Here is a 20,099-nt window from a genome sequence, read left to right on the forward strand (position 1 = left end):
CAAAGGGACACGTTGATGAGCCAAGAAGTTCGTAACATACCGATAGATCAGCTGCACATGTGGACGGAGAACCCCAGGGATCCTGTCGATGCGTCCGCAACCGATAGGGACATCATTCTGCGGGCCATAGACAACGAGAGTGGAAACTGGGAACTCGACAAGATGCTCTCGGAAATTGGCGATGAGTACTACTACAACGAGATTCCCACAGTCGTTGAGATAAACAATCGCTATATTGTGTACGACGGAAACAGGCGCCTTGCGGTAATCAAGTGTCTCAAGAATTCGGAGCTGTACTCCATCGCCACAAACCGTCTACCTATATTCAACGCCCCTCTCGCGCTCGCATCGCTCGACTCCCTCCCATGCAATGTGTGCGACCTCGAAACCGCCCTCACCATCGTGGAGAGAACCCATGCGAGTTCAGGCAGATGGGGGAAACTCCAATACGAGCAATTTCTCCACGTACATAGGAATGCTCCAAAGGGAAGGCTCATGGCCCTAGATGAAGCAGGGGGTGGCATCGTATCAAGGACACCAAAACTAAACGGGGAGTACGTTCAGCAAAGGCTACTCTCAGAGTCAAGTCTTAATCCGGTCGGCCTATCTATCAAGAATGGTAAATTATTTTCGAGTCTCAGCGAAGAAGAGAGCCGTCACATCATCGAGGACATAGCCAGAGTCATGGAGGAAGGCCTAAGCAAGGCTCGCAAGAACCCAGGAGACCTCAAGGGCGCCCTCGTCGAGTTAGACCATGACCGATATATCAATGCCATCTCATACAATCCCGAGTCATCGCATCAGGTGACACCACCGACCGAAGCAGCGCCACACGATACCGGCAATGCCAACTCCCGCGCAAAAACAAGACGCCTTCCCGTGCAAGCACATAGACACGAGAAGATATTCGGTGGGTCACTTCGCCCAAAGGGCAACCGCTCGAATGAAATGTACCGCGCCATAGAGCAGGTCTATGCGATGTACTTAAGGGATACGATAAAGAACTCGCACCTGCTCCCATTCATCGGGTTCTCTATGCGCCTGCTCCTGGAAACCATAGCCCAAGAGTACTATGCAGCTCAAAATCCACCTTCGAATCACGGGGATAATGCTTGGAAGGACTTTGCGAAGGAAGTCGTGAAGCCTTTGCTAAGAAAGGCAGGCGATTCTAAGCTTCTGAACGACTTCAGTCTGGATCAGTCTTGGGTTGATGGGGACATGAACTTAGAAGCAATAGTAGGTAAATGGGCACATGGAACTATGGATGCCGCCGAGATGAACATCATTAATTGCTCAAAGATTGCTGGGTATGTCATACGTCAGGTTTGGTCAAGATAGCTAGTGTGAGGTTATTTATACTGTTAGCAGGACGTACCATTGCATTGGAAGTGGAGCTAAAGTCGATGATAATACGCAGCATTCATATTAATGACTTCAGACAATTCTCCAATGTTGAGATTAAGCTTGGCAGGCGGATTACTGCTATTGCTGGAAACAATGGTACTGGCAAGTCAACAATACTTGGTTTACTTGCGAATTCATCAGAGCTGCCCGCTGTTTACAAAACATACCTAGGGAAGCGCTATAGAAGTGAGTTCTCAGAGCTGTTTGCCGCATCGCCCAAGTATGATCTGTCCGGGAGTGACAGAGCGCGCATTACCTTTGAAAGGCATGGATCTGGAGAATCAAAAAATAGCATTACTACAGAGGAAGTGTCGTTTAGAACAGCATGGCAAGGCAAGAAAACGCGTTTTCGGATTATACCACGTAGGAAAAATGAACAAGGAAGAATGGTATCGTCAAAGATGCCTTCGCCCATCATTTACCTCGGACTGTCGCGTCTTTACCCGCTTGGCGAAGCTGACGACAAAGCCGTATCGTCACGCACGCAGAAGTGGAAAGATTCTGCAGACGAAAACTGGTTTAAAAATAATTACACAAGTATTTTGAGCATGAATGATTCTATCGATTCAGTAAGTAGTCTTGGCATAAAAGGGCTTGCACGCAAACGAGGAATGGGCGTAGGAACTGATTTGTATGGGCCAACTACGAATTCCTCGGGACAAGATAACCTTGGCCAGATTCTCATGGCAATTCTGTCGTTTAAAAGCCTTAAACGAGAGCTAGGAGATGATTGGGATGGCGGACAACTAATTATCGATGAACTCGATGCCACTCTTCATCCGGCGGCACAGGAACGACTGATCAAGCTCCTTTTGAAAGAATGCAAGTCTAATGGGTTTCAAGTTATCTTTACCACACACAGCACTGTTCTTCTAAAGCAGCTAAGCGATATGAATCAAAGAAATCCAAATGATGGCCCGGGGGATATTGAGGTTGCCTATTTGACAAACGGCAACGGCAGACTTGAGGTGAAGCGCAACCCAAGCTGGAGCTTCATCAATAATGATCTACTCATTCGCTCTGCCAATCAGCACATACCGAAGGTTGGCGTCTTTACAGAGGATGCAGAGGCAAGATGGCTGGCATCAAGGCTTCTTAAGGAGAAGCGTCCGGATATTCTTGACAATGTCAACTTCATTGATGCATCTATTGGTTGCGGGCAGTTGATGCAGCTTTATAGTCAGGACTATCCCTACCTAAGAGACAGAATAGTGGTCTTTGATGGTGATGTTTCCAAAAGTAAGTTGGAGGAGTATATACCTCTAGATGACATTCAACGTGGGGCGAATATTGTGCTCCTTCCCGGGAAAGGTACCGATAGTGAGGTTGGCAAAGGCGAGCGTCCTGAAAGCGTGATTTGTGACTATCTCGAGTCGCTTATTAAATCTGACAGTCCAGTAATAAGCATCCTTGAGAGACAGTATGATTTGACGTTACGAAATATTGTTAAAGACAATGGTCCTCTGTCATCTAAATATGACAATGAAAATTCCCCTCGCAATAAATACAAAGAGTGGTTTAGGGCTAACAAGGCTGTATTTGATGGAATTGATATCGTTCACTATTGGGTAGAGGACAATCCTAAAGAGACGGATGAGTTCATTGCTAGCTTTACTAGAGCATATAACACAGTAGCAAAGAGGACATCGGCCCGAGAGATATCAGTGGCTGTGTTAAAAATACTTGATGTTAGTTGAGGAGGTGCCCATGCCGATCACGTACACGCCTATTCGCTATCCCGGTGGTAAGTCCAAAATCTACCCCATCGTTGATGCCATCATCGAGGCGAATGATCTTAGCAGCTGCACGTACGCCGAGGCCTTCTGCGGTGGTGCAGGGTTGGCCGTCAAGCTCCTACTGAAGAACCGTGTCTCCCACATTCTCCTCAACGACCTCGACCCTGCTGTCTATAGCATGTGGGACGCCATCATCCACCATTCTAGCGAACTTTGTCGGTTCCTCATGGAGGTCAAACTCTCCGTTGACGAGTGGTCAAGACAGCGCGAGAGGCTTCTTACTGCCGACGCTCCATCATTGGCGCTCGGCAAAGCGGCTCTCTACCTCAACCGCACAAACCGATCGGGCATCCTGGGAGCAAGGCCCATCGGAGGCCTAGAGCAGACCGGAAAGTACAACATCGGCGCTCGCTTCAATAGAGTGGGGCTTTGCCGCAAGGTACAGGCAATTGCGGCCAGAGCTGATGACATTCTCCTGTACAACGAGGATGTGACTGACTTTATAGAGAGTGTGCTCACGTTGGAGAAGAGCCCACTCCTCGTCAACTTCGATCCGCCCTACGTCGAAAAGGGCCCGGAACTCTATACCAACTCGTTCTTGGTGGAAGATCATCTTTCCCTGGCCAAGAAGATAGCCTCCTGCAACTTCCCATGGATTGTTACGTATGACGCGGTGCCGCTAATCGACCATGCATACGCAAACTTTGAACGATACGATCTCTCCATCGGCTACAGTGCAGCCCGGACAAGGGTTGGGAACGAGATTCTTGTCGCAGGGCCAAGTGTAACGGTACCAAGTGGACTACTTCCCATAAGGGAAGCTGCATAACAATCCCACCCCGCGCGTCAGCGGCTCCCCCGGATCCTCTCGTCCAGCAGTTCAGCGTACTCGTCGGGACGGGCGCACTGGTAGCCGCAGTGGTTGTAGCCGGGCGCATCGACGTCGAGAGGACGGCTGGGTACCTGACTGCCGGATAGTTCAACAGCTCGCTACTGTGGAAGTTACTGTGGAAGCCAGATTTCCCCAGTACTCAGTTCCAGAGTCAGCTATTGCTGCTGTCGTCGAACCTTTTCCCCGTCAAGCGGTAGCGCCTCCTCGGGCTGTTGAGCGACCCGATCCCCTCAAGGATGCCTTCGTCGATGAGGACGTTGATGTACCCGCGTGCCGTCTTCTTGGACACGCCCGCTGCGTCAGCGATCTCTGTCGCCGAGACGCTCTCCCGCATGGAGGCGAAGTCGAGCACCGCTTCGAGCACATTTCTGCGCGAGTATTCCATGCCCTCCTGCTCCGTCATGCTGCGATGCCTGAAGATGATGCGGAAGCCGTCGAGGTCGTTGTCAATGATTGGCTTCTCCATGAGGGCCTCAGCGAGCGCGTTGCGGATTATACGGTACCCGGTGCCGCGGTTCTCGACCACCTTGCCCTGCTTGCCGTCTATGTCGGTGTATGGTACCTGCTCCAAGATACGCGAGAGGGCCTGGTTTCGCGACGTGGTTCCTCCTCGCTGGCCGAGCTGATCAACTGTGAGCGATCCATAGAGTCCGCCAGGATTGCTGATCTCAAGCCTGTCGGGATACAGGTCAACCATCACGGGCTCGCCCTGTCCCTCGGGAGAGTAATCACGGTGCATGAGCGCGTTGGCCACCGCCTCGCGCACGGCATCGAGGGGATAGTCCGGCACGTCCTCCCTGAGTGCGCCCTTCACTATCGCCCCGTGCTTGATGTTGCGGGACACGGCGCGCAGCGTGTCAACTATCATCTGCGGAATTGACCCGTCGAGGTTGGCGATGTCCTCGAAGCGCTTCCCCTGCGGTGAGAGCGTCCCCTTTTCGCTTGCGGGGTAGCTTGAGAACACGACGTTGAGCCGCGGAAAGAACTTCTGAGGATACTTGCCGAGGGCGAGGATACCCGCGAGCGTGGGGCGCATCATCCCGTCACCGTCGTCGACTATCACCCTGCGGTTGGCCAGCAGCGTCTCGTCGTCCACGGCGTCAGCCCTACCGAAGGAGGAGTTGCGCTCCGCGGCAATCCAGGCCGCCAGCAAGTCCTTGTCGAGGTCGTCCATGGTGGCGTCCGGCACGACGACGGTGTCGTTTCTCGCGCTCCGAAGCTGATTCTCGATGAAGCGGTCAATCTCGTAGGGCGTCATCTTGTGGTCACCGTCGCCCGTGCGAATGTAAGAGCCGTTGCGCTGTCCTTGCTTCCTCACATAACAGGGCTTCTGCCTAGCTGGCGCCTCGGGGATGTTCGCCACCACGACGGGCGCTCCCTCGAAGGCGAGCACGTGGATATCCGGGGCGAGCGCTGGAATCACGCCTTCTCGCGCCGTCTGGGCGCAGCCTGCTTGGGTCGCCTTGGCGTCGAAATCCTTCACAGGGTGGAACCTGCGCCCCTCCCGAATGCCAAAGATAATCGTCCCGCCCGCAGTGTTGGCGAACGCTGACACCGTCTCTGCGGTGGTCTTGGGAAACCCGCCCGACGCATCCTTCAGTTCGTACTCGGCGAGGTCCGTACCAGCGAGGCGCATGCGCTCGATTGCTGCAGAGAGCTCTTTGTCATCAACTATCGCAGGCATGTCAACCTCCGCCCCTGCACCGATGAGCTAATCCACGCAACCACGGCACATACTCGACTTGGGAACATAGTGTGGAACTGTGGAAGATAGACTTCCACAGTAACTTCCTAAGTAGAACTAAAAACTTCTCCAGTATTATATGACGATTAGCAGTAACGAGACAGATATCGGCACGGAAATAGGCCATGCCCTCGGCCTGGGTGAGTTCTTTCCAATTCTCGGTCATTTCGGTGCTTCTTCTTCCCACCACCTGAACTGCTGTTCTGCGACTCAGAAATTCGAGATTGGGAAGACCGATAAGATGACTCTTGCAGAGAACGAGGAAAGAACCGCAGATTGCATGGACTGCTATAACGACGAGAGGTGTCAGAAGCGTCTTGGCAACGTTACACCAACCACCTATGCAAGAAAGCTAAAGAAGCTGGCTGCCTACTGGAATTGACCGTCCGTTGGATGGGGTCCACATCTCATCGCACTTAGGCACCTACTCCCCCACCCCGCGCGTCAGCGGCTCCCCCGGATCTTCTCGTCCAGCAGCGCAGCGTACTCGTCGGGACGGGCGCACTGGTAGCCGCAGTGTTTGTGGCCAGGCGCATCCATGAACTCCGCCCCCGGGTACCTCCTGAGCACGCGCCCGCGCGACGTGCGGGCCGACTCCCCGCTCCCCCACAGGAAGACGCGGCGCCGGACCACGTCCGGCGGCAGGCCCGGCAGCCTGCACTCGCAGAAGGTCGCGGACTCATGGGCCACCGACGCGTCGGGGACGAACGAGCACACCTCCATGCAGTCGCGCGCCACCTCCCTGTAGACGGGCGCCCCGTCACCGAGAAAGCGCCCGAGCATGCCCCTCTCGAGCATGGCGTCGAGCGCATCACCGGTTGCGCCAGCAGCACCATCGCGCCTGGCAACGCGGACCATGCGGCGGAGGACGGCTCGCACGGCGAGCTCGACCGGCTTGGGGAAGTCGAAGAACCAGACGTCAGAGGCGATGGAACCCTCCCGTGCGATGTCGAGCGCATTGATGGCGCCCATCGAAGTGCCATGCGTCATCGCAAGGTGTCCGACGCCCCGGTCACGCAGCCAACCGACGACCTTGTCCGTGGCATCCTCCTTGGAGAGGTAGTCACTTCCGCCGCGAACGTGTCCGTCCAACGTGACGAGCACGACGCAGTAGCCTTCGCTCAACCTGTCGGCCACAGGGCGCAGCGTGGCGCCCGTGCAGAACGAGCCTGGCAGCATCAGTACCATGGGGTTCCCCGGATCTCCCACCACGTCAAACCTCATGTGCGTCTGTCCCCTCGCATATCCGACATGTGCCCACACGAACCCGGACAAGGCTTTCGCATGGTCCAACATCCCATGAAGTATCGTACTATAAATTAGCCAAAACTAACTGTTGCGATATACTCTCGAATGGGCGGAGACAACCCTCGGGGCCACTTTAGTGTGATGAGACGAACACGCAGGCGACATGATGAAAGGACAGCGCATGGGACTGTTCGCACGCTTCGTCAACAACACCCGCAAGCCCGAAGGGATCCTGGGCTCGCTCATGGTCAGCGGGATGAACTCTGGGCACGCGGCCCTGGCTGATTGGGGCATGGACAAGTTCCCACCGATGGCCCCCGCAGACATCATCGACCTGGGCTGCGGCGGTGGCAGGAACGCGGCAACGCTCATGAGACGCTACCCGCATGCGCGCATGTGCGCCCTCGACTACGCCCCCCTCTCCGTCAAGAAGGCCACGTCATACAACAGGGCTCAGGTAGACGAGGGAAGATGCAGGGTACTGCAGGGGGACGTCTCGAAGCTCGACCTTCCCGATGGCTCATTTGATCTGGCCACGGCGTTCGAGACCATCTACTTTTGGCCCAGCCTTAAGGAGTGCTTCGCACACGTGCATCGAATCCTGCGCGCCGGTGGCCACTTCTGCATAGTCAACGAGTCGGATGGGACGGATGCGGCGTCGCTCAGGTTCCAGCGGATCATCGATGGCATGCGCTGCTACACCACAGAGCAGATCGGTGACGCGCTGCGGGGCGCGGGATTCACGACCGTAACCTGCCACCACCACGAGTCAAGGCCATGGATCGCGGTGACGGCACGGGCGTGAGCGAGATGCCGACCCATCCCAGCCCGCACGACAAGCCGACATCATCGACGGTCCGCCCTCTGCCGAACCTGGTTGCCGCCCTACCGCAGCTGTCGCGCGCTCTCCTCGAGGATGCGCATCTGCATCATGGTCTCCTCGGGCGTAACGAGTTGGGGCACACCGTGGGCGACGGTCTCGTACAGCGCGTCATACCACTGGGAATAGTTGCTGCGCACCGAGGAAACGCGCTCCTCGTGCAGGCCCTCGGCGTCCTCGTAGCGCAAGGTTCCCCACTGCCCTGGCGCATCCAGGCCAAAGTCATCGTGCCCTGAGGGCAGGTAGAAATGCTTGAGGTCACGTTCCTGCTGGTCCTTGTCCCACTTGATGTAGGCGCCCCTGTCACCATAGAGCGCAAAGCTCGGACGTGGAAAAGCTGTCGAGTAGTTGTCCTGCGCCGTTGCCTTGAGTCCAAGGTCGTCGTAGTAGAGGTCATAGTCGAAGTAGTCGTTGGCCATTCCCTCGCCCTGCAGCTGCCTGAATTCGCCACGCCAATGGTCGGGCATGCCAAACCAGCTGATGAGCTGGTCGAGGCAGTGCGAGGCGTGTCCATAGGCGGCCTGGCTGACAACGTCGAGCGGCTTGCCGGCAAGCATCCGAGGGCGCCAATAGTCGTAGCTCGTCACCACCTCGAAGACATGCCCCAGCCTGCCAGACGCAAGCACCTGCCGTGCCATAAGGAAGTCAGAGTCAAAGCGGCGGTTCTGGTAGCACTGGACCGTGACGCCCTCGGCACTGGCAAGGTCGAAGAACTCCCGCGCCGGCGCAGCGGTCGCCGAGAAGGGCTTGTCAACCGTCACATGCTTGCCGACCTCAAGGGCCTTCTTGGCCATCTCGAAGTGAAGGTCGGAGGGCGTCGTCACCTCGACGATGTCCACCTCGGGGTCGTCCAGCATGCCCTCGAGGTCCGTGGTGTACGCCACGCCAGGCACCTCGGGCCATGCCGTGTGATCTATGTGACGAGCCTCGATGGCCTTGATGCAGAGCTTCTCCTGACGCGCGAGCACGTAGGGTATGTGATAGCGGTTGACAATCTTGCCATGCCGACGCATGCAACGTTGGGTGTTCGACCCTACATGAGATGACCCTCCTTCATCCTTGGCTCAGTCATGTCTCCTGTACGCCGAACCCCTGGTCCTGCGGCACACGGGCGCGACCATTCCCTAGAGCCTTCCGTCATCACGCGTCAGACCCAACGAGGAAAGACGGCTGCACTGAACAGTGTAGCGACGAGTGCCGCTCTGGCAAACAGAACCGCAGAAACCAGCGACAGATGGGCTCTCGCGCACCCCCCTGTACATGCAGTCGAGCCTGCACGCCTCACGCAACCTGAAGGCAGAGGCGCACCGTAAGAACGTGATTGTGACCCCTCCGTTGTCGCCCCTCTTCCGCGGTGAGCTACAGGTAGCCCCTGACACCCGCAAACACCACGCAGATGTCAGGGGGAGGCTCCTGGAATCGAATCACTCCCGAAGTCGTACTCGCGTGCTTGTGCCATGATGCATGCAACCTTCTTGGCACCTGACAGGAAACCAGCGAGCATGACAGGGATGAAGCCGTCGATACAGCGTGATACAGCGTCAGGCATGCGACAAGGACGGACCCGCCCGCGTCTACGCCCTGAAGACCACGACTGCGTCAGGGTTCTTGACACGCGGCAGGACGGTCTCAAGCACACGGAAGTCCAGGTTCAAATCCGAGCTTCCCAGGAAACCTGTAATCAGATCCTGTCCGATGACAAGGTCCATGTTCTGCTCACCTGCACTCAGCAGGACGGCCGTACTCTTAGGAAGCACTGGAGTTCTTAGGACGCCTCCATCCAACAACGCAGATACCCTCTGGCTCTCCAACATGCCGGTACCAGGTTGGATTCTCTGGAGCGCAACATAGAGGTCCGAACTCACGACAAGTGCGGTCCTGCCATATGTGTGGGCATCAAGCATGTGCTCGAGCCCTTCGCTCGTGTCCGCAAAGGCGTTCTCGCCCTGCGACCAGTCGCGTATCTTTACGGTCTTGGCACCGGGGGTTCCTACCAGGCCCCTTACGCCCAGCTCGTCGTTGCCCAGGAAGACGAGCTCGTCTTCCTGCAGAGCAACACTGCTTGCGGCGGCCGTCACCTTCGAAAGCGAGAGGGGCACACTCAGACGCTCTGCCTCCTGGAGGTCACGCCACGCGAGCGTGAAGTCCGTCGAGAGCACTGGGACTTCGACGGGGCGCACCTTGCCCCCAGTCGCATCCTCCAGCTCCACAGAGCGCACACCTGCACCCAAAGGACCATAGAGACCAAGCACGTGACGCCCCACGAGCACAGAGCGCGCGGCAGCTATGACTTTTGCATCTATCTCCCGCCACTGGCCTTTTGTCAGGTGGCTATCATCTCTCATCAAATAGTCCATGGTCTTTACCCATCCTCCTTGTAGACTTGAAATCAAGATGTAATCAGAGCAGGCTGCCTACGGTCGGCGCGGCAGATGAATCGTCTTCGCCGTCCGAGCTCTGCGCTGGGGTGGTGCCATTGGCCGCTGCGGGCAGATCTCCCGCCCCGACGCCAATCTCATCCAGCAGCTCGAGCACCTCCTGGCGACCCGACGCATAGTGCTCCCCCTCCTTGGGGTCAAGGTAGTTAAGCAAGGTCAGGAGCTCACCCATATGAGCCTTCTCCTCGTCGCGGATGTCAGAGAGCACCGCCTTTGCAACGGGGTCGTCGGTTGCCTGGACGTGAGCGTCATAGCCGTATATTGCTTCGAGCTCTCCGGAGAGATCGGCGCGTACCGCTTGAATGAGCTCGCCTTTTGTCATCTCTCGCTCGACGTTGGCAGAAAATGGATTTCCAAACATGCGAATCACCTCTCGATGGAACACGACGTTACACATGCCAGCCGCTCACTAGTTGCTGGTTCTTGCAGCGGCCATGTATCAAGATACTACCCTCGTCTAACTTATTTAGACGCAACGTGCTTGACCTTACACGAGACGCCATGGCAGAGAAACCAATGGGATGACCAGAGGCCTTGGAAGCTGGGGGCTCGTGACCAACGCCCTACCTGTGCACAACCCATACGCCGGCTCTTGCGCTCCCCTCTCGCCCCAGCTTGCCGGCCACCTTGAGCTCCGCAACCACACGCTCGGCGGTGCGCTTCGAGCTGCCAAGGCGTTCGGCGAGGGCAGAGACCGTGCCCCTGGGGTTCTCCTCGAAGAATGACAGGGCATCCGACAGCTCAAGCTCGTGCGCGCTCTGCGGCAGGGCAAAGGGAATGATGGTGTCGCGTATGGCCTCAAGCATGAACTCGACGAATGCCTCGCTCGATTCTCGTGCATCCGATTCGGCAAGAGCCGCGTAGTATCCCGCCTGTCGGCTGCGGATGGTGCTCTCGACGGGCAGCCATGCGAGGATCGGCCTCCATCTTGAGAGCAGCAGCGTGTGCCAGAGCCTGCCCATCCTGCCATTGCCGTCGGCGAATGGGTGGGCGAACTCCAATTCAAAGTGGAAGATGCACGAGGCAAGCAGCGGATGCATGGTGGTGCTCTTAAGCCATGCGAACATGTCGGACATGACCTCAGGCACGCACTTGGCAGGCGTCCCGGCATGGATGAGGGTACCACCATCAAACACACCAACATTTCCCGAGCGAAAGCGGCCGGCCTCGGGGACAAGCCCTCTCATCATCACTCCATGCGCTCTGAGAAGGTCATCGATTGAGTACGGATTGAGGCATGGAAGCAACTCATAGGCACGCTGGGCGTTCTTCACCTCAAGAATGTCGTGAGCGTCACCCAATACGTGCTTGCCATCGAGGATCGCCGTCACGGCCTTCTCGTCAAGCTCGTCCCCCTCAATGAGAAGCGAAGAGCGTATCGTCTTGATGCGCAGCTCGCGGTGGAGCGTAGGACTCGCGGCAAAATTCGACTGGGGAGGTATCTTGCCGACGAGCTCGGCAATCTCCATGCAGAGCGAATCAATCTGGTCGTTTCGCTCGAATGGTGGGACGTAGGCCATGGGCATCCTCTCATGTATACCGCCATAAGTATACCGCCATTGGCGGTATACATGGCCACCCCCCCTGCAAGGCCTGCCAGACGCCCCTCCTAGGCTTGCCGATAGCAGCAAGCCCGCATCCACGGCACACGTGCATCCACCTACCGCCTCACCCTGTATGCCGTGGCACGGGCGGCACCGACCCGCTCGATGGTGCCGTCCGCCTGCAGCCTCTGGAGGATGCGCTCGATGGTGCGCTGGCTCATCGAGGGGTTAGCGTCCATGATCTCGTACTTGGTGGCGGCGCCCATAAGACCATCGAAATACGCACGCAGTATATCCTCATTGCTCTTACCAGACGACAGGCGCGCGACGCGCTCGTCCAGCTCCCCATAGCAGGCGATGAGGACACCCAGCATGTAGGTCACGAATGGCGCATAGTCACTCGTGGCATCCTTCCAGCCCACAGAGCTTGCCGCAAGCGCCTCGTAGTAGGTCTGCCTCGTGCGCTCCATCTCGCGCTCGATGGATACGTACTTCCCCACGAGGTAGCCGCTGCGGTACAGGAGAAGCAGGATGAGCAGGCGACTCATGCGTCCGTTGCCGTCGTTGAACGGGTGGATGGACACAAAGTCGAAGGCAAAGACCAGCGAGACGAGCAGTGGGTCATGCCTGCCGGTGCCAATCTGCCTTGCATACTCGTCGCAGATTCGCTCCATCGCATGGGGAGTCGCGACGGCGCTTGTGGGCCTGAACCGGATGACCATCTCACCGGACTCGCCTTGCTCGGCAATGACGTTGTCCGAGTCCTTCCACCGCCCGGCAAAGCCGACCCCGGTGAATCGATATAGGTCGCGATGGAGTTGCAGGATGACGTTGGGCGTAACGGGAATGTCATCATGCAACACGTGTATCTCATCAAGCACGTAGCGATAGCCTGCAATCTCGCATTCGTCACGGGTATAGGGCTTCGCGCCTGCCGTCACAAGCTCGCGTAGGCGTTTGTCCGAGGTGGATATGCTCTCGATTCTGTTCGAGGCCCCCGTACTCTGAATGCGCGCCGACTCGACGAGGCTGTCCAGAACGTCGGGTGCCATGGTGACATAGAGCTGCTCCCTGCCCCTATGTTCGTGCACATCCGCAAGTGCAGAGAGCACCTCTGGCACTAGAAGACTCGCAAGCATCCTGTCATAGTCGAATTGCTCCGCCATATCCTCGCCACCCCTCTACTATCTTAGCCATTATAAGTTATTTAGCTAAGATAGTAGTAGAACAGGGAGCAAGATAGCCTAACTGCTAACGTCAGAGACAATTGATTCCTACGGCAGGCACTTCCCACTTGCAAGGTAGAGGCCGTACCACTCCTCGCGGGTCAGCGTGACGTCTGCGCCGCTCACGATGTCCCTCAGGTGATCAGGGCTCATCGTGCCGACGATTGCCTGCATGTGTGCCGGGTGCGAGGTGATCCACGCGATGGCGATGCCGGCCTTCGTCGTCCCGTACCTGTTCGCAAGCTTCTGCAGGGCGGCGTTCAGCTCTGGGAACTCCGGGGAGTCGACGAAGCAGCCACCCGGCTTGCCGCCCGCCGGGAAGCCATAGGACAGCGAAGACCAGGTCTGTATCGTGATGTCGTTCACGCGGCAGTAGTTGAAGGTCTCGTTGTCGCGGTCCACGGAGCGCTCGGTCGTGAGGTTGTTCACATAAAGCCCCTGATCGATGAGCTGCGACTGCTCCAGCGAGAGGCTCATCTGATCAAAGACCAAGGGAACGCGCACGTGCTTCTTGAGCAGCTCTATCATCATCGGGGAGAAGTTGCTCACGCCAAAGTGGAGCACCTTGCCGCTGGCGTGCAGCTCATCGAACGCGTCGGCGACCTCCTCCGGGTCCATGAGGAGGTCCGGACGGTGCAGAAGCAGCACGTCCAGGTAGTCGAGGCCCATGCGCTCCAGGCTCTCATCCACGCTCTTCAGGATGTTGGCCTTGGAGTGATCGAAGACGCCGCGTGCGAACTCCAGACCGCACTTGGTCTGCATGACAATCTGGTCGCGAGAGAGACCAGACAGCGGGAAGGCCTCGCCAAACCTGCGCTCCGCCTCCCCCTGCGCGTAGCAGGTAGCTTCATCAAAGAAGTTCACGCCGAGGTCGACGGCATTGGCCAGGACCCGCGCAGCCTCATCCTTCGCCAGCGCCGGCATGTGCATCAGACCGAGGGCGATGGCGGGAATGCCCGAGGGCCCTTCGAGAACGTTCAGCTTCTTCATGACCAACCTCCCATGGACGCCATCCGACAGACACGCGAGCCTGCACCCATCTTGCCAAAGATGACGCCCCATGCCAGTGTCGCCCACAATCTCCAGAGAGACAGAGGAGGGGTCAGGAAGCTCCTACGCGCTCACCGTGCCGCAGCTGGCAGCCCCACGGTGCAGGTGCACCCGCCGCCCTCGCCCGCAAGTCCGTCGAAGACGCCCATGAATTCCGAGAACAAAAGCGGTCGCACCATAAGCCCCATCGCGTGCGCCCACCTCACCACCACAGGAACTGCTGGCACCGTCTGTCGATGACGGTACACCTCAGGTTCTGAATCTTCTATTTCTACAACCAGCCGAAGACGATGCGGTCTTGGGTGAACGTGGAGCGTTTGGAGCGCGTGAGGCGTGACGACACACCGGATTCAAAGATGCAGATGAACACGTGGAGGCGCGAGCTCGGCATCTGCGTACATGCGGCCAGAAAGGCCAGGATGAGGCGCTTGTCCTATGAGTGGCTGGCCGGGCTGCGCGAGATTGTGATTGACCCGGATAGGTGTCCATTGACCTTCTCCGAATTCACCTTGAAGGAGTTCGAGAGGGACAAGGAAGGTAACCGGATAGACGACATCCCGGATGGCAACGACCATTCCATAGACGCGGTGCGGTACACAATGATGGACGACGTCTTGCGAGGCTAGGGCATGGCTCCCGTCGTTCTTCTCATCATCCTCGCTCCCCTCGGCATCTTCGCCATCTTCACCATTGTCGAGGCCCTGCCGCTGCTGGCTGCGGAGCTGCTGATGCTGTGCTTTCTCGTCCTTGTCAGCTGAACTCTCTGCCTATGCGCAGGCCTCTTCCCACTCTTCCCTCATGATGCAGGTGGCATACTCTGTCCGGAGCAAGCCTCCGATCTGGCAGGGAACGTTCTGGGCGGTGTGGTGATAGCGGAAGCCGCACTTCTCCTGGACACGCCTCGACTTCTCGTTTCCGTCGAAGTAGCCGCACCAGAGCCTCTCCATGCCAAGGTCGTCGAACGCATACCGCATTAACTCACGTACGGCCTCCGGGATGAGGCCCCGCCCCCAGTAGGGGACGCCCATCCAATATCCGATCTCGGCCTCGCTGTCGGGGATGCCAACGTTGCTTTCGGCGCCGATCATAAGGCCGATGCTTCCAACGGGTTTGCCCGTCTCCTTCAGCATGACGGCGTAGGTCTCGGGTGCCGAGAGCACGTCCCGTATGATCTGGCGACTGTTCTCGACGCTCGTGTGCATGGGCCACCCGGCGATGGGACCAACTTCAGGATGGCTCGCGTAGCGGTACAAATCCTCGGCGTCAGCCTCCTCCCAGGGCCGCAGCATCAGGCGCACGGTCTCATGTGTCATAGCGACCCTTTCGCGAGCAATTCCATTTTCGTCATTCTACGGCACGAGCGGGGTTGTGACGGGGCGGACACTTTGGTCTGCGAGGACCAGAGGGCTACCGGCTGGATCAACGTGTTCTTCTCTTCCACAAACTTCATGAACGCTGCCCAGGCCACCGTGGTGAGGGCGTTCGGTCTCGGCACGGTGGCCTGGGCGCTGTGGCTCGATCTGGACAAGAAGAAGATTCGCGTTTGGCACTACGACGCATGCGTGGTCACTCCCCTTACCTGGAACGAGGATGGGATCACGGAATGCGCCTTCGTCACTCGCGCCTTCTATCGGGGCAAGGCCGTGAACCAGCTGCAGATGCACCTCAAGGACGGCATGGGCTTCTCGGCAGACTCGTCCTTCTCGTCCACGCTCGTATTCGCAAATGACCTTCCCACAAACGAAGGCGAGGAAGTATACCGAATCGTCACCGTGTTCTTCGGCCACGAGGGAAACGAAATCTCGCCTGCCGGCATCGAGCCGGTCTACGACACGGGCTGCCCTTTCCCCACCTCCGGCATCGTCAAGCCAGCAGTCACCAACACGCGTGTGGACATGAGCCCCCACGGGCAGAGTAATGTGGCCCGCAATATCTGGACAGTAATTTGACGTTCGAAAGAGAACCCGCACACTGTGCGCAAGCACGGAAAGCGAGACTCGAGAATGCCAAAAGGAAAGCCGCGCCCCGCCGAGCTCAAGGCGAGGGTCGCGGTCGAGGTCATGCACGGAGAGAAGACCATAAACGAGATCGCCTCCGAGCACGACCTTAACACCGGCCTGGTCAGGAAATGGGTCGCAAAGGCCGAGTCCGAGATGGCGTGCGTGTCCACGTGTCCGAGGACGAGCGGACGCGCGAGCGGGGAGTTCGCCAAGCACCGGGAGGAGGTCGATGACCTCCGTCGCAAGCTCGGCGAAGCATTCCCATCCGATGAAGAACCAGGCGATACGCTTCCCGAACCAAGTTTGGAGCGTCGATGTCATAGTCAACAGCGACCAGAGGTCGGTCTTCTCCTCCGCGGAGTACGGGGGCCCGCTGGCCTTCCCGGAGCATCCGGCAGAGCATGGACGGCAAGGCTCGCTGGGTCGACAACGTCATCGTGGAGAGGTGGCTCAGGAGCCTCAAGAACAGCCGCGTGAGAATCAACGAATACGGAACGCCCGCCGAGCTGAGTAGGCTCATCGCAGGCTACGTCGAACAGTACAACGACGAGCGGCTCCACCAGTCGCTCGTCTATGAAACGCCCTCGGAATGGCATCATTCGGGGCTGATAGCGGCTTAGGCCGCCAGGTCGAAGGGGGCGGGCGCTCTTTCAGGGCTGATTTCAGTGTCCAATTAACTGGGCCCGTTTACATCAAGCGCAGGCTCGTGGATGTCTCGGCAAGTGACTCCGCATTCAAAGAAAGGCTCGAAGGTCCCATCTACGACGTGAATCCGGACATGACGCGCTACATCCTCACCGTGCTCGCCAAGCCGAGCGTGACCAAGGAGATGAAGGGCCTCTGGGAGCGCTGCCCATCCGGCAACTACGTGTGGACGATCGAGCACGTCTTCCCGCAGGGAGAGAACATCCCAACAAGCTGGGTGGAGATGATCGGCGGCGGCGACAAGTCCAAGGCCCAGGAGATACAGAGCTCGCGTGTACACACGCTGGGAAGCCTGACCATAACGGCTACAATTCGAAGCCGAGCAGCATGCCCTTCATAGCCTTCATAGAGAAGCGTGACCGCAAAGACTCCAACGGAGCGAACGTCGGCTATCGGAACGGGCTGAACCTGAACGAGGACCTTGTGAGCGTGGATAGCTGGACCAAAAAACCAAATCGAGACGAGAACAGCCAAGCTCGTGAAGCTCGCTCTCTGGGAGCCGCACGTTGATGAGGCCGACAAGCTCGACTATATCGTCGCCGTGAGCAGCGGTGTGCTTGCTGGGCTGATCGACGTGTTCTACGTCAGCGCATTCTCGCTCGATCGGGCGAGCGAGTGGGGCAAAGAACAAATCGAGCAGGTCGTGAAGAAGGTCGCCCGCATCGAGGGATATCAGGGAGACGACCTGAACGACGTGATAAAGGCCCTTGAGAAGGACCACCCGCTTGCCGCAGACGGCGGCACCAACGACTTCGGCGGCGGGCTTCAGCACCATCTGCGGGACTTCTCGCACCACTTCAGCATCGGCGGCCTTTTCTTCTCCATCCTCACCCAGTTTACCGGCATGGTCGTCGGCACGGACAAGGCTGGCGTACTGCACGTCGTTCCCGTGCCGGAGTCGCACCGCGCGTGCATCGGCAAGAACTTCCAGGAGAAGATTGCCTTCGGGACAATCGGCTGGTTCTTCCACATGGTGAGCGACATGGCCGGCTCAAGCGGGTCGCTCATGGGCGGCACCGGCATCCCCGGCCCGCTCGTGTCGTTCATGAAGGAGCTCTCGGCGCTGCCGTTCTTCAAGGACTCCGGGGACGGCGACATGGGCTTCCGCCTGTGGGTAACGAAGCTCTTCAACGGAACGCTGCTCGCCGACCATGACGAGAACGGCAAGATCATCAAGGACAGCGTTAGGAAGTTCGACCTGCGCACCGAGATCGGCATCCTCGGCGAGATGGGCAGGCAGACGGTGCCGGTGCTCATCAACCAGTGCGTCGTTCGCAGCTTCTACTTCTGCCGCAGATTGGCACGGGAGATCCACGACCTTGGCATACACAACGTCGGGTATTTGGGGCGCATCGCGCCGGAGGACGTGCTTCCCTGGGGCACGCCCGCCATGCGACGCATGGTGACCGTCTCCAGCGGCGTCTTCACCGGCGTGGACATCGCCGACGCGGCCGTGCGCGCCATCAAGAGCAAGGACCCCGTCACGTTCTTCCTGCGCGTCAACTACGTGGGCGTCGCCACCTTCGTCATCGCGTGCGTCGTGGACGCCCGCGCGACGATGGGGGCAAGGAGGGCGAAAGCGCAGAGGAGGCGTACAAGCGCAACCTTTCCGACCTCGGATGCCTCAAGCTCGACTTCCAGAGGGCCCGCATTCTGCACTCGATCATGCGCCAGATTGTCGCCCACGACATCGTTATGGAGAAGCACGACAAGCGCAAGGCACGCAAGCGCCTATGGCTCGAGGAGTGGAGCGGGCTCATGGCAGAGACGGTGAGCCTCGCCTGGGCGACCGATGCCGGATACTTCCTGGATGAGAGGGCGATCTACGAGACGATGGAGAACTTGGGCGCAGACGGCTCGTGGGTCTGGCTCGTCGCGATGGAGGCCTGCAAGTTCAAGCCCTACACCCCGCTTCACGGTGACAACGACAAGTGCTACAAGGGCCTCAAGCTGGGCGCGGATTACCTTGCGAACGTACTCTGCAAGCGGCACGGCGTCATGGATGCCAAAGAGCTGCGTAAGCTCGACAAGGCCGTCGACTCGACGCGCGGTGCCCTCGACGGGGCGATTACCAAGAGAATTGTCGGCGGCGTCGGGACTGTCGTCGTCGTGGCGGCGTCGGGCGGCCTTGCGTTCTACTTCGCCCCGGCCATAGCGCCCGCGCTCGCTGCGGCGCTCAGCGCGGAGACGGCGGCCCTATCCGGTGCAGCGCTCACCAGCGCGAGCCTCGCTTTCCTCGGCGGCGGTGCCCTGGCTGCTGGCGGCGCGGGCATGGCCGGCGGCACCATGCTCATCGCCGGCGGGGGCGCACTGCTCGGTGCCGTCGACGGCTTGGAAGTATCTGCCATGACCTCCATGGCACTTGCGACGGATGCGAGCTATGTGCTCGACGAGTGTGCGAAGCTCGTAACCTTCTGCGAGGAGGTGCTCATCAAGCGGTACAGTGACCTCGCCTCCGTCGTGGAAATACATGGCGTGCTCAATCAGCGAATCGTTGAGTTGGAGGCGGAGATTGAGGCTATCAAGCGCGGAGTGCCCCCTGATGAGGCACCTGACAACGAGGACGATGCAGCCGACGAGAAGGAAGAGATCAGCCCGAGGAAGATGATCAAGATCCTCAACCGAAGCCACAAGTTCCTCAAGAGGAGCAGCGACAGGCTGACAAAGGACATCAAGGCGGGCAAGAAGGTTCCGGCCTTTCCAGCTGGAAGCGATGAGGTCAAATGAGCGACAACGAGACACCAAAGGCACCTATCAAGGGCATGGGCTCCGCTATCGACTCCGACGCGTTCAGGAATGCAGTGCAAGCGACCAGCAGCCCACTTAACGAAGCAATGCGTAAGGCAGTTGAACAATCTCAGATTAGCGACATTAGCTCGAGAATGTCGTCGATGTTGGAAAGCTCTGGCGCTTTGAAGTCCTTGGGCGATATTGCAACCAAGGGCTTCAAGTTCGACATGCCTGATGCGCCACGCCTAGCCGCCCTCGATTATTCAATGCCTGAATACAGCATTCCAGATTTGAGCACATCAATGGTTGGCTACCGCACCGACTGGCGGCAACTCATAATCATCGGCAATGGCTTTGATCTGCAATGCGGTCTTAAGTCTTCGTTCGGGGACTTCTTCCAGCCGAGGTTCGAGGCCATTAAGGGCATCCCTGACTGCAAGCGCGAAACATGGAGTAGGTTGGTGGCGGAATCCGCCCTCACGCTGTGAGACTTCATTCTCGA

23 protein-coding genes are annotated in these 20,099 nt (G+C 58.2%); 14 read left to right on the forward strand and 9 right to left on the reverse strand.

Translation table 11 applies throughout. The features are described 5' to 3' along the window. The first annotated feature begins 15 nt into the window (after positions 1-15). The 3 genes from E0E00_RS03520 to E0E00_RS03530 all read left to right on the forward strand — a co-directional run bounded on the left by E0E00_RS03520 (position 16) and on the right by E0E00_RS03530 (position 3,969). Complete coding sequence (locus E0E00_RS03520) at positions 16-1,338, forward strand: hypothetical protein (protein ID WP_130811197.1); 1,323 nt, start codon at positions 16-18, stop codon at positions 1,336-1,338. Positions 1,339-1,403: 65 nt separating this feature from the next. Then, positions 1,404-3,101, forward strand: coding sequence for an ATP-dependent endonuclease (locus E0E00_RS03525; RefSeq protein ID WP_130811198.1), 1,698 nt, complete (start codon positions 1,404-1,406; stop codon positions 3,099-3,101). A gap of 10 nt (positions 3,102-3,111) precedes the next feature. Then, on the forward strand, positions 3,112-3,969 hold the full coding sequence (locus tag E0E00_RS03530; protein ID WP_165443535.1) for a DNA adenine methylase: 858 nt from the start codon (positions 3,112-3,114) through the stop codon (positions 3,967-3,969). 214 nt (positions 3,970-4,183) lie between these two features. Here E0E00_RS03530 and E0E00_RS03535 read toward each other — a convergent pair whose 3' ends face one another. Beyond that, on the reverse strand, positions 4,184-5,716 hold the full coding sequence (locus E0E00_RS03535; protein ID WP_130811200.1) for an ATP-binding protein: 1,533 nt from the start codon (positions 5,714-5,716) through the stop codon (positions 4,184-4,186). A gap of 139 nt (positions 5,717-5,855) precedes the next feature. On the opposite strand from E0E00_RS03535, the gene E0E00_RS03540 reads away from it, so the two are divergent. Next, positions 5,856-6,158 carry a hypothetical protein gene (locus E0E00_RS03540; protein WP_130811201.1) on the forward strand — a complete coding sequence of 101 codons (303 nt, stop codon included), beginning with the start codon at positions 5,856-5,858 and terminating at the stop codon, positions 6,156-6,158. 62 nt (positions 6,159-6,220) lie between these two features. Here E0E00_RS03540 and E0E00_RS03545 read toward each other — a convergent pair whose 3' ends face one another. Further along, on the reverse strand, positions 6,221-7,000 hold the full coding sequence (locus tag E0E00_RS03545; protein WP_130811202.1) for an alpha/beta fold hydrolase: 780 nt from the start codon (positions 6,998-7,000) through the stop codon (positions 6,221-6,223). 205 nt (positions 7,001-7,205) lie between these two features. Between E0E00_RS03545 and E0E00_RS03550 the strand changes: the two genes are divergently transcribed. Continuing rightward, the gene (locus E0E00_RS03550) at positions 7,206-7,829 is read left to right on the forward strand and encodes a class I SAM-dependent methyltransferase (RefSeq protein ID WP_130811203.1); all 624 of its coding nucleotides are present in this window, start codon (positions 7,206-7,208) and stop codon (positions 7,827-7,829) included. Positions 7,830-7,909: 80 nt separating this feature from the next. On the opposite strand, the gene E0E00_RS03555 is transcribed toward E0E00_RS03550, so the two are convergent. From E0E00_RS03555 to E0E00_RS03580, 6 genes are all read right to left on the reverse strand, one after another. Next, complete coding sequence (locus tag E0E00_RS03555; protein WP_130811204.1) at positions 7,910-8,917, reverse strand: Gfo/Idh/MocA family oxidoreductase; 1,008 nt, start codon at positions 8,915-8,917, stop codon at positions 7,910-7,912. A 561-nt stretch (positions 8,918-9,478) separates the two neighbouring features. After that, positions 9,479-10,261, reverse strand: coding sequence for a family 1 encapsulin nanocompartment shell protein (locus E0E00_RS03560; protein WP_130811205.1), 783 nt, complete (start codon positions 10,259-10,261; stop codon positions 9,479-9,481). Between the two features lie 43 nt (positions 10,262-10,304). Continuing rightward, positions 10,305-10,703, reverse strand: coding sequence for a hypothetical protein (locus E0E00_RS03565; protein WP_207302641.1), 399 nt, complete (start codon positions 10,701-10,703; stop codon positions 10,305-10,307). A gap of 202 nt (positions 10,704-10,905) precedes the next feature. Then, complete coding sequence (locus E0E00_RS03570; protein ID WP_130811206.1) at positions 10,906-11,862, reverse strand: Fic family protein; 957 nt, start codon at positions 11,860-11,862, stop codon at positions 10,906-10,908. Positions 11,863-12,002: 140 nt separating this feature from the next. After that, positions 12,003-13,052: a Fic family protein gene (locus tag E0E00_RS03575; protein ID WP_130811207.1), complete on the reverse strand. Its 1,050-nt coding sequence runs from the start codon at positions 13,050-13,052 to the stop codon at positions 12,003-12,005. A 108-nt stretch (positions 13,053-13,160) separates the two neighbouring features. Further along, positions 13,161-14,102 carry an aldo/keto reductase family oxidoreductase gene (locus E0E00_RS03580; protein WP_130811208.1) on the reverse strand — a complete coding sequence of 314 codons (942 nt, stop codon included), beginning with the start codon at positions 14,100-14,102 and terminating at the stop codon, positions 13,161-13,163. 386 nt (positions 14,103-14,488) lie between these two features. Between E0E00_RS03580 and E0E00_RS03585 the strand changes: the two genes are divergently transcribed. Both E0E00_RS03585 and E0E00_RS15150 read left to right on the forward strand, forming a co-directional pair. Beyond that, a complete protein-coding gene (locus E0E00_RS03585) occupies positions 14,489-14,788 on the forward strand; it encodes a hypothetical protein (RefSeq protein ID WP_242622115.1) in 300 nt (99 codons plus the stop codon). 3 nt (positions 14,789-14,791) lie between these two features. Next, complete coding sequence (locus E0E00_RS15150) at positions 14,792-14,920, forward strand: hypothetical protein (protein WP_256386398.1); 129 nt, start codon at positions 14,792-14,794, stop codon at positions 14,918-14,920. 9 nt (positions 14,921-14,929) lie between these two features. Here the strand turns inward: E0E00_RS15150 and E0E00_RS03590 are convergent, their stop codons facing one another. Further along, positions 14,930-15,475, reverse strand: a complete 546-nt coding sequence (locus tag E0E00_RS03590) for a GNAT family N-acetyltransferase (RefSeq protein ID WP_130811209.1) — start codon at positions 15,473-15,475, stop codon at positions 14,930-14,932. Between the two features lie 72 nt (positions 15,476-15,547). Between E0E00_RS03590 and E0E00_RS03595 the strand changes: the two genes are divergently transcribed. The 7 genes from E0E00_RS03595 to E0E00_RS14640 all read left to right on the forward strand — a co-directional run bounded on the left by E0E00_RS03595 (position 15,548) and on the right by E0E00_RS14640 (position 20,085). Beyond that, positions 15,548-16,111 (forward strand): hypothetical protein, encoded by a 564-nt coding sequence (locus E0E00_RS03595; protein WP_130811210.1) that lies wholly within the window; start codon positions 15,548-15,550, stop codon positions 16,109-16,111. A gap of 54 nt (positions 16,112-16,165) precedes the next feature. Next, positions 16,166-16,639: a transposase gene (locus E0E00_RS15315; RefSeq protein ID WP_130811211.1), complete on the forward strand. Its 474-nt coding sequence runs from the start codon at positions 16,166-16,168 to the stop codon at positions 16,637-16,639. After that, positions 16,564-16,782 (forward strand): integrase core domain-containing protein, encoded by a 219-nt coding sequence (locus tag E0E00_RS03605; RefSeq protein ID WP_130811212.1) that lies wholly within the window; start codon positions 16,564-16,566, stop codon positions 16,780-16,782. Before E0E00_RS15315 ends, E0E00_RS03605 begins: the two co-directional genes overlap by 76 nt. Before the next feature lie 86 nt (positions 16,783-16,868). Next, the gene (locus tag E0E00_RS03610; protein ID WP_165443536.1) at positions 16,869-17,207 is read left to right on the forward strand and encodes a DUF1524 domain-containing protein; all 339 of its coding nucleotides are present in this window, start codon (positions 16,869-16,871) and stop codon (positions 17,205-17,207) included. Positions 17,208-17,345: 138 nt separating this feature from the next. Continuing rightward, positions 17,346-18,641: a hypothetical protein gene (locus tag E0E00_RS03615; protein WP_130811214.1), complete on the forward strand. Its 1,296-nt coding sequence runs from the start codon at positions 17,346-17,348 to the stop codon at positions 18,639-18,641. Then, on the forward strand, positions 18,626-19,594 hold the full coding sequence (locus tag E0E00_RS03620) for a hypothetical protein (protein WP_130811215.1): 969 nt from the start codon (positions 18,626-18,628) through the stop codon (positions 19,592-19,594). The genes E0E00_RS03615 and E0E00_RS03620 overlap by 16 nt, the downstream gene beginning before the upstream one ends. Continuing rightward, complete coding sequence (locus E0E00_RS14640) at positions 19,591-20,085, forward strand: hypothetical protein (RefSeq protein WP_207302642.1); 495 nt, start codon at positions 19,591-19,593, stop codon at positions 20,083-20,085. The genes E0E00_RS03620 and E0E00_RS14640 overlap by 4 nt, the downstream gene beginning before the upstream one ends. The last annotated feature ends 14 nt before the right edge of the window (positions 20,086-20,099 follow it).

The organism is Olsenella sp. Marseille-P4559, assembly GCF_900605015.1.
Classification (GTDB): Bacteria; Actinomycetota; Coriobacteriia; order Coriobacteriales; family Atopobiaceae; genus Tractidigestivibacter.

Coding starts and splice junctions, on each gene's coding strand:
- E0E00_RS03575 (WP_130811207.1), bottom strand. CDS start 13,052: ATGGCGGAGCAATTCGACTATGACAGGATGCTTGCGAGTCTTCTAGTG.
- E0E00_RS03550 (WP_130811203.1), top strand. CDS start 7,206: ATGGGACTGTTCGCACGCTTCGTCAACAACACCCGCAAGCCCGAAGGG.
- E0E00_RS03590 (WP_130811209.1), bottom strand. CDS start 15,475: ATGACACATGAGACCGTGCGCCTGATGCTGCGGCCCTGGGAGGAGGCT.
- E0E00_RS03620 (WP_130811215.1), top strand. CDS start 18,626: ATGGCAGAGACGGTGAGCCTCGCCTGGGCGACCGATGCCGGATACTTC.
- E0E00_RS03540 (WP_130811201.1), top strand. CDS start 5,856: ATGACGATTAGCAGTAACGAGACAGATATCGGCACGGAAATAGGCCAT.
- E0E00_RS15315 (WP_130811211.1), top strand. CDS start 16,166: ATGCCAAAAGGAAAGCCGCGCCCCGCCGAGCTCAAGGCGAGGGTCGCG.
- E0E00_RS03530 (WP_165443535.1), top strand. CDS start 3,112: ATGCCGATCACGTACACGCCTATTCGCTATCCCGGTGGTAAGTCCAAA.
- E0E00_RS03525 (WP_130811198.1), top strand. CDS start 1,404: ATGATAATACGCAGCATTCATATTAATGACTTCAGACAATTCTCCAAT.
- E0E00_RS03555 (WP_130811204.1), bottom strand. CDS start 8,917: ATGCGTCGGCATGGCAAGATTGTCAACCGCTATCACATACCCTACGTG.
- E0E00_RS03560 (WP_130811205.1), bottom strand. CDS start 10,261: ATGGACTATTTGATGAGAGATGATAGCCACCTGACAAAAGGCCAGTGG.
- E0E00_RS03605 (WP_130811212.1), top strand. CDS start 16,564: ATGGACGGCAAGGCTCGCTGGGTCGACAACGTCATCGTGGAGAGGTGG.
- E0E00_RS03520 (WP_130811197.1), top strand. CDS start 16: ATGAGCCAAGAAGTTCGTAACATACCGATAGATCAGCTGCACATGTGG.
- E0E00_RS03570 (WP_130811206.1), bottom strand. CDS start 11,862: ATGGCCTACGTCCCACCATTCGAGCGAAACGACCAGATTGATTCGCTC.
- E0E00_RS14640 (WP_207302642.1), top strand. CDS start 19,591: ATGAGCGACAACGAGACACCAAAGGCACCTATCAAGGGCATGGGCTCC.
- E0E00_RS03565 (WP_207302641.1), bottom strand. CDS start 10,703: ATGTTTGGAAATCCATTTTCTGCCAACGTCGAGCGAGAGATGACAAAA.
- E0E00_RS03580 (WP_130811208.1), bottom strand. CDS start 14,102: ATGAAGAAGCTGAACGTTCTCGAAGGGCCCTCGGGCATTCCCGCCATC.
- E0E00_RS15150 (WP_256386398.1), top strand. CDS start 14,792: ATGGCTCCCGTCGTTCTTCTCATCATCCTCGCTCCCCTCGGCATCTTC.
- E0E00_RS03545 (WP_130811202.1), bottom strand. CDS start 7,000: ATGAGGTTTGACGTGGTGGGAGATCCGGGGAACCCCATGGTACTGATG.
- E0E00_RS03535 (WP_130811200.1), bottom strand. CDS start 5,716: ATGCCTGCGATAGTTGATGACAAAGAGCTCTCTGCAGCAATCGAGCGC.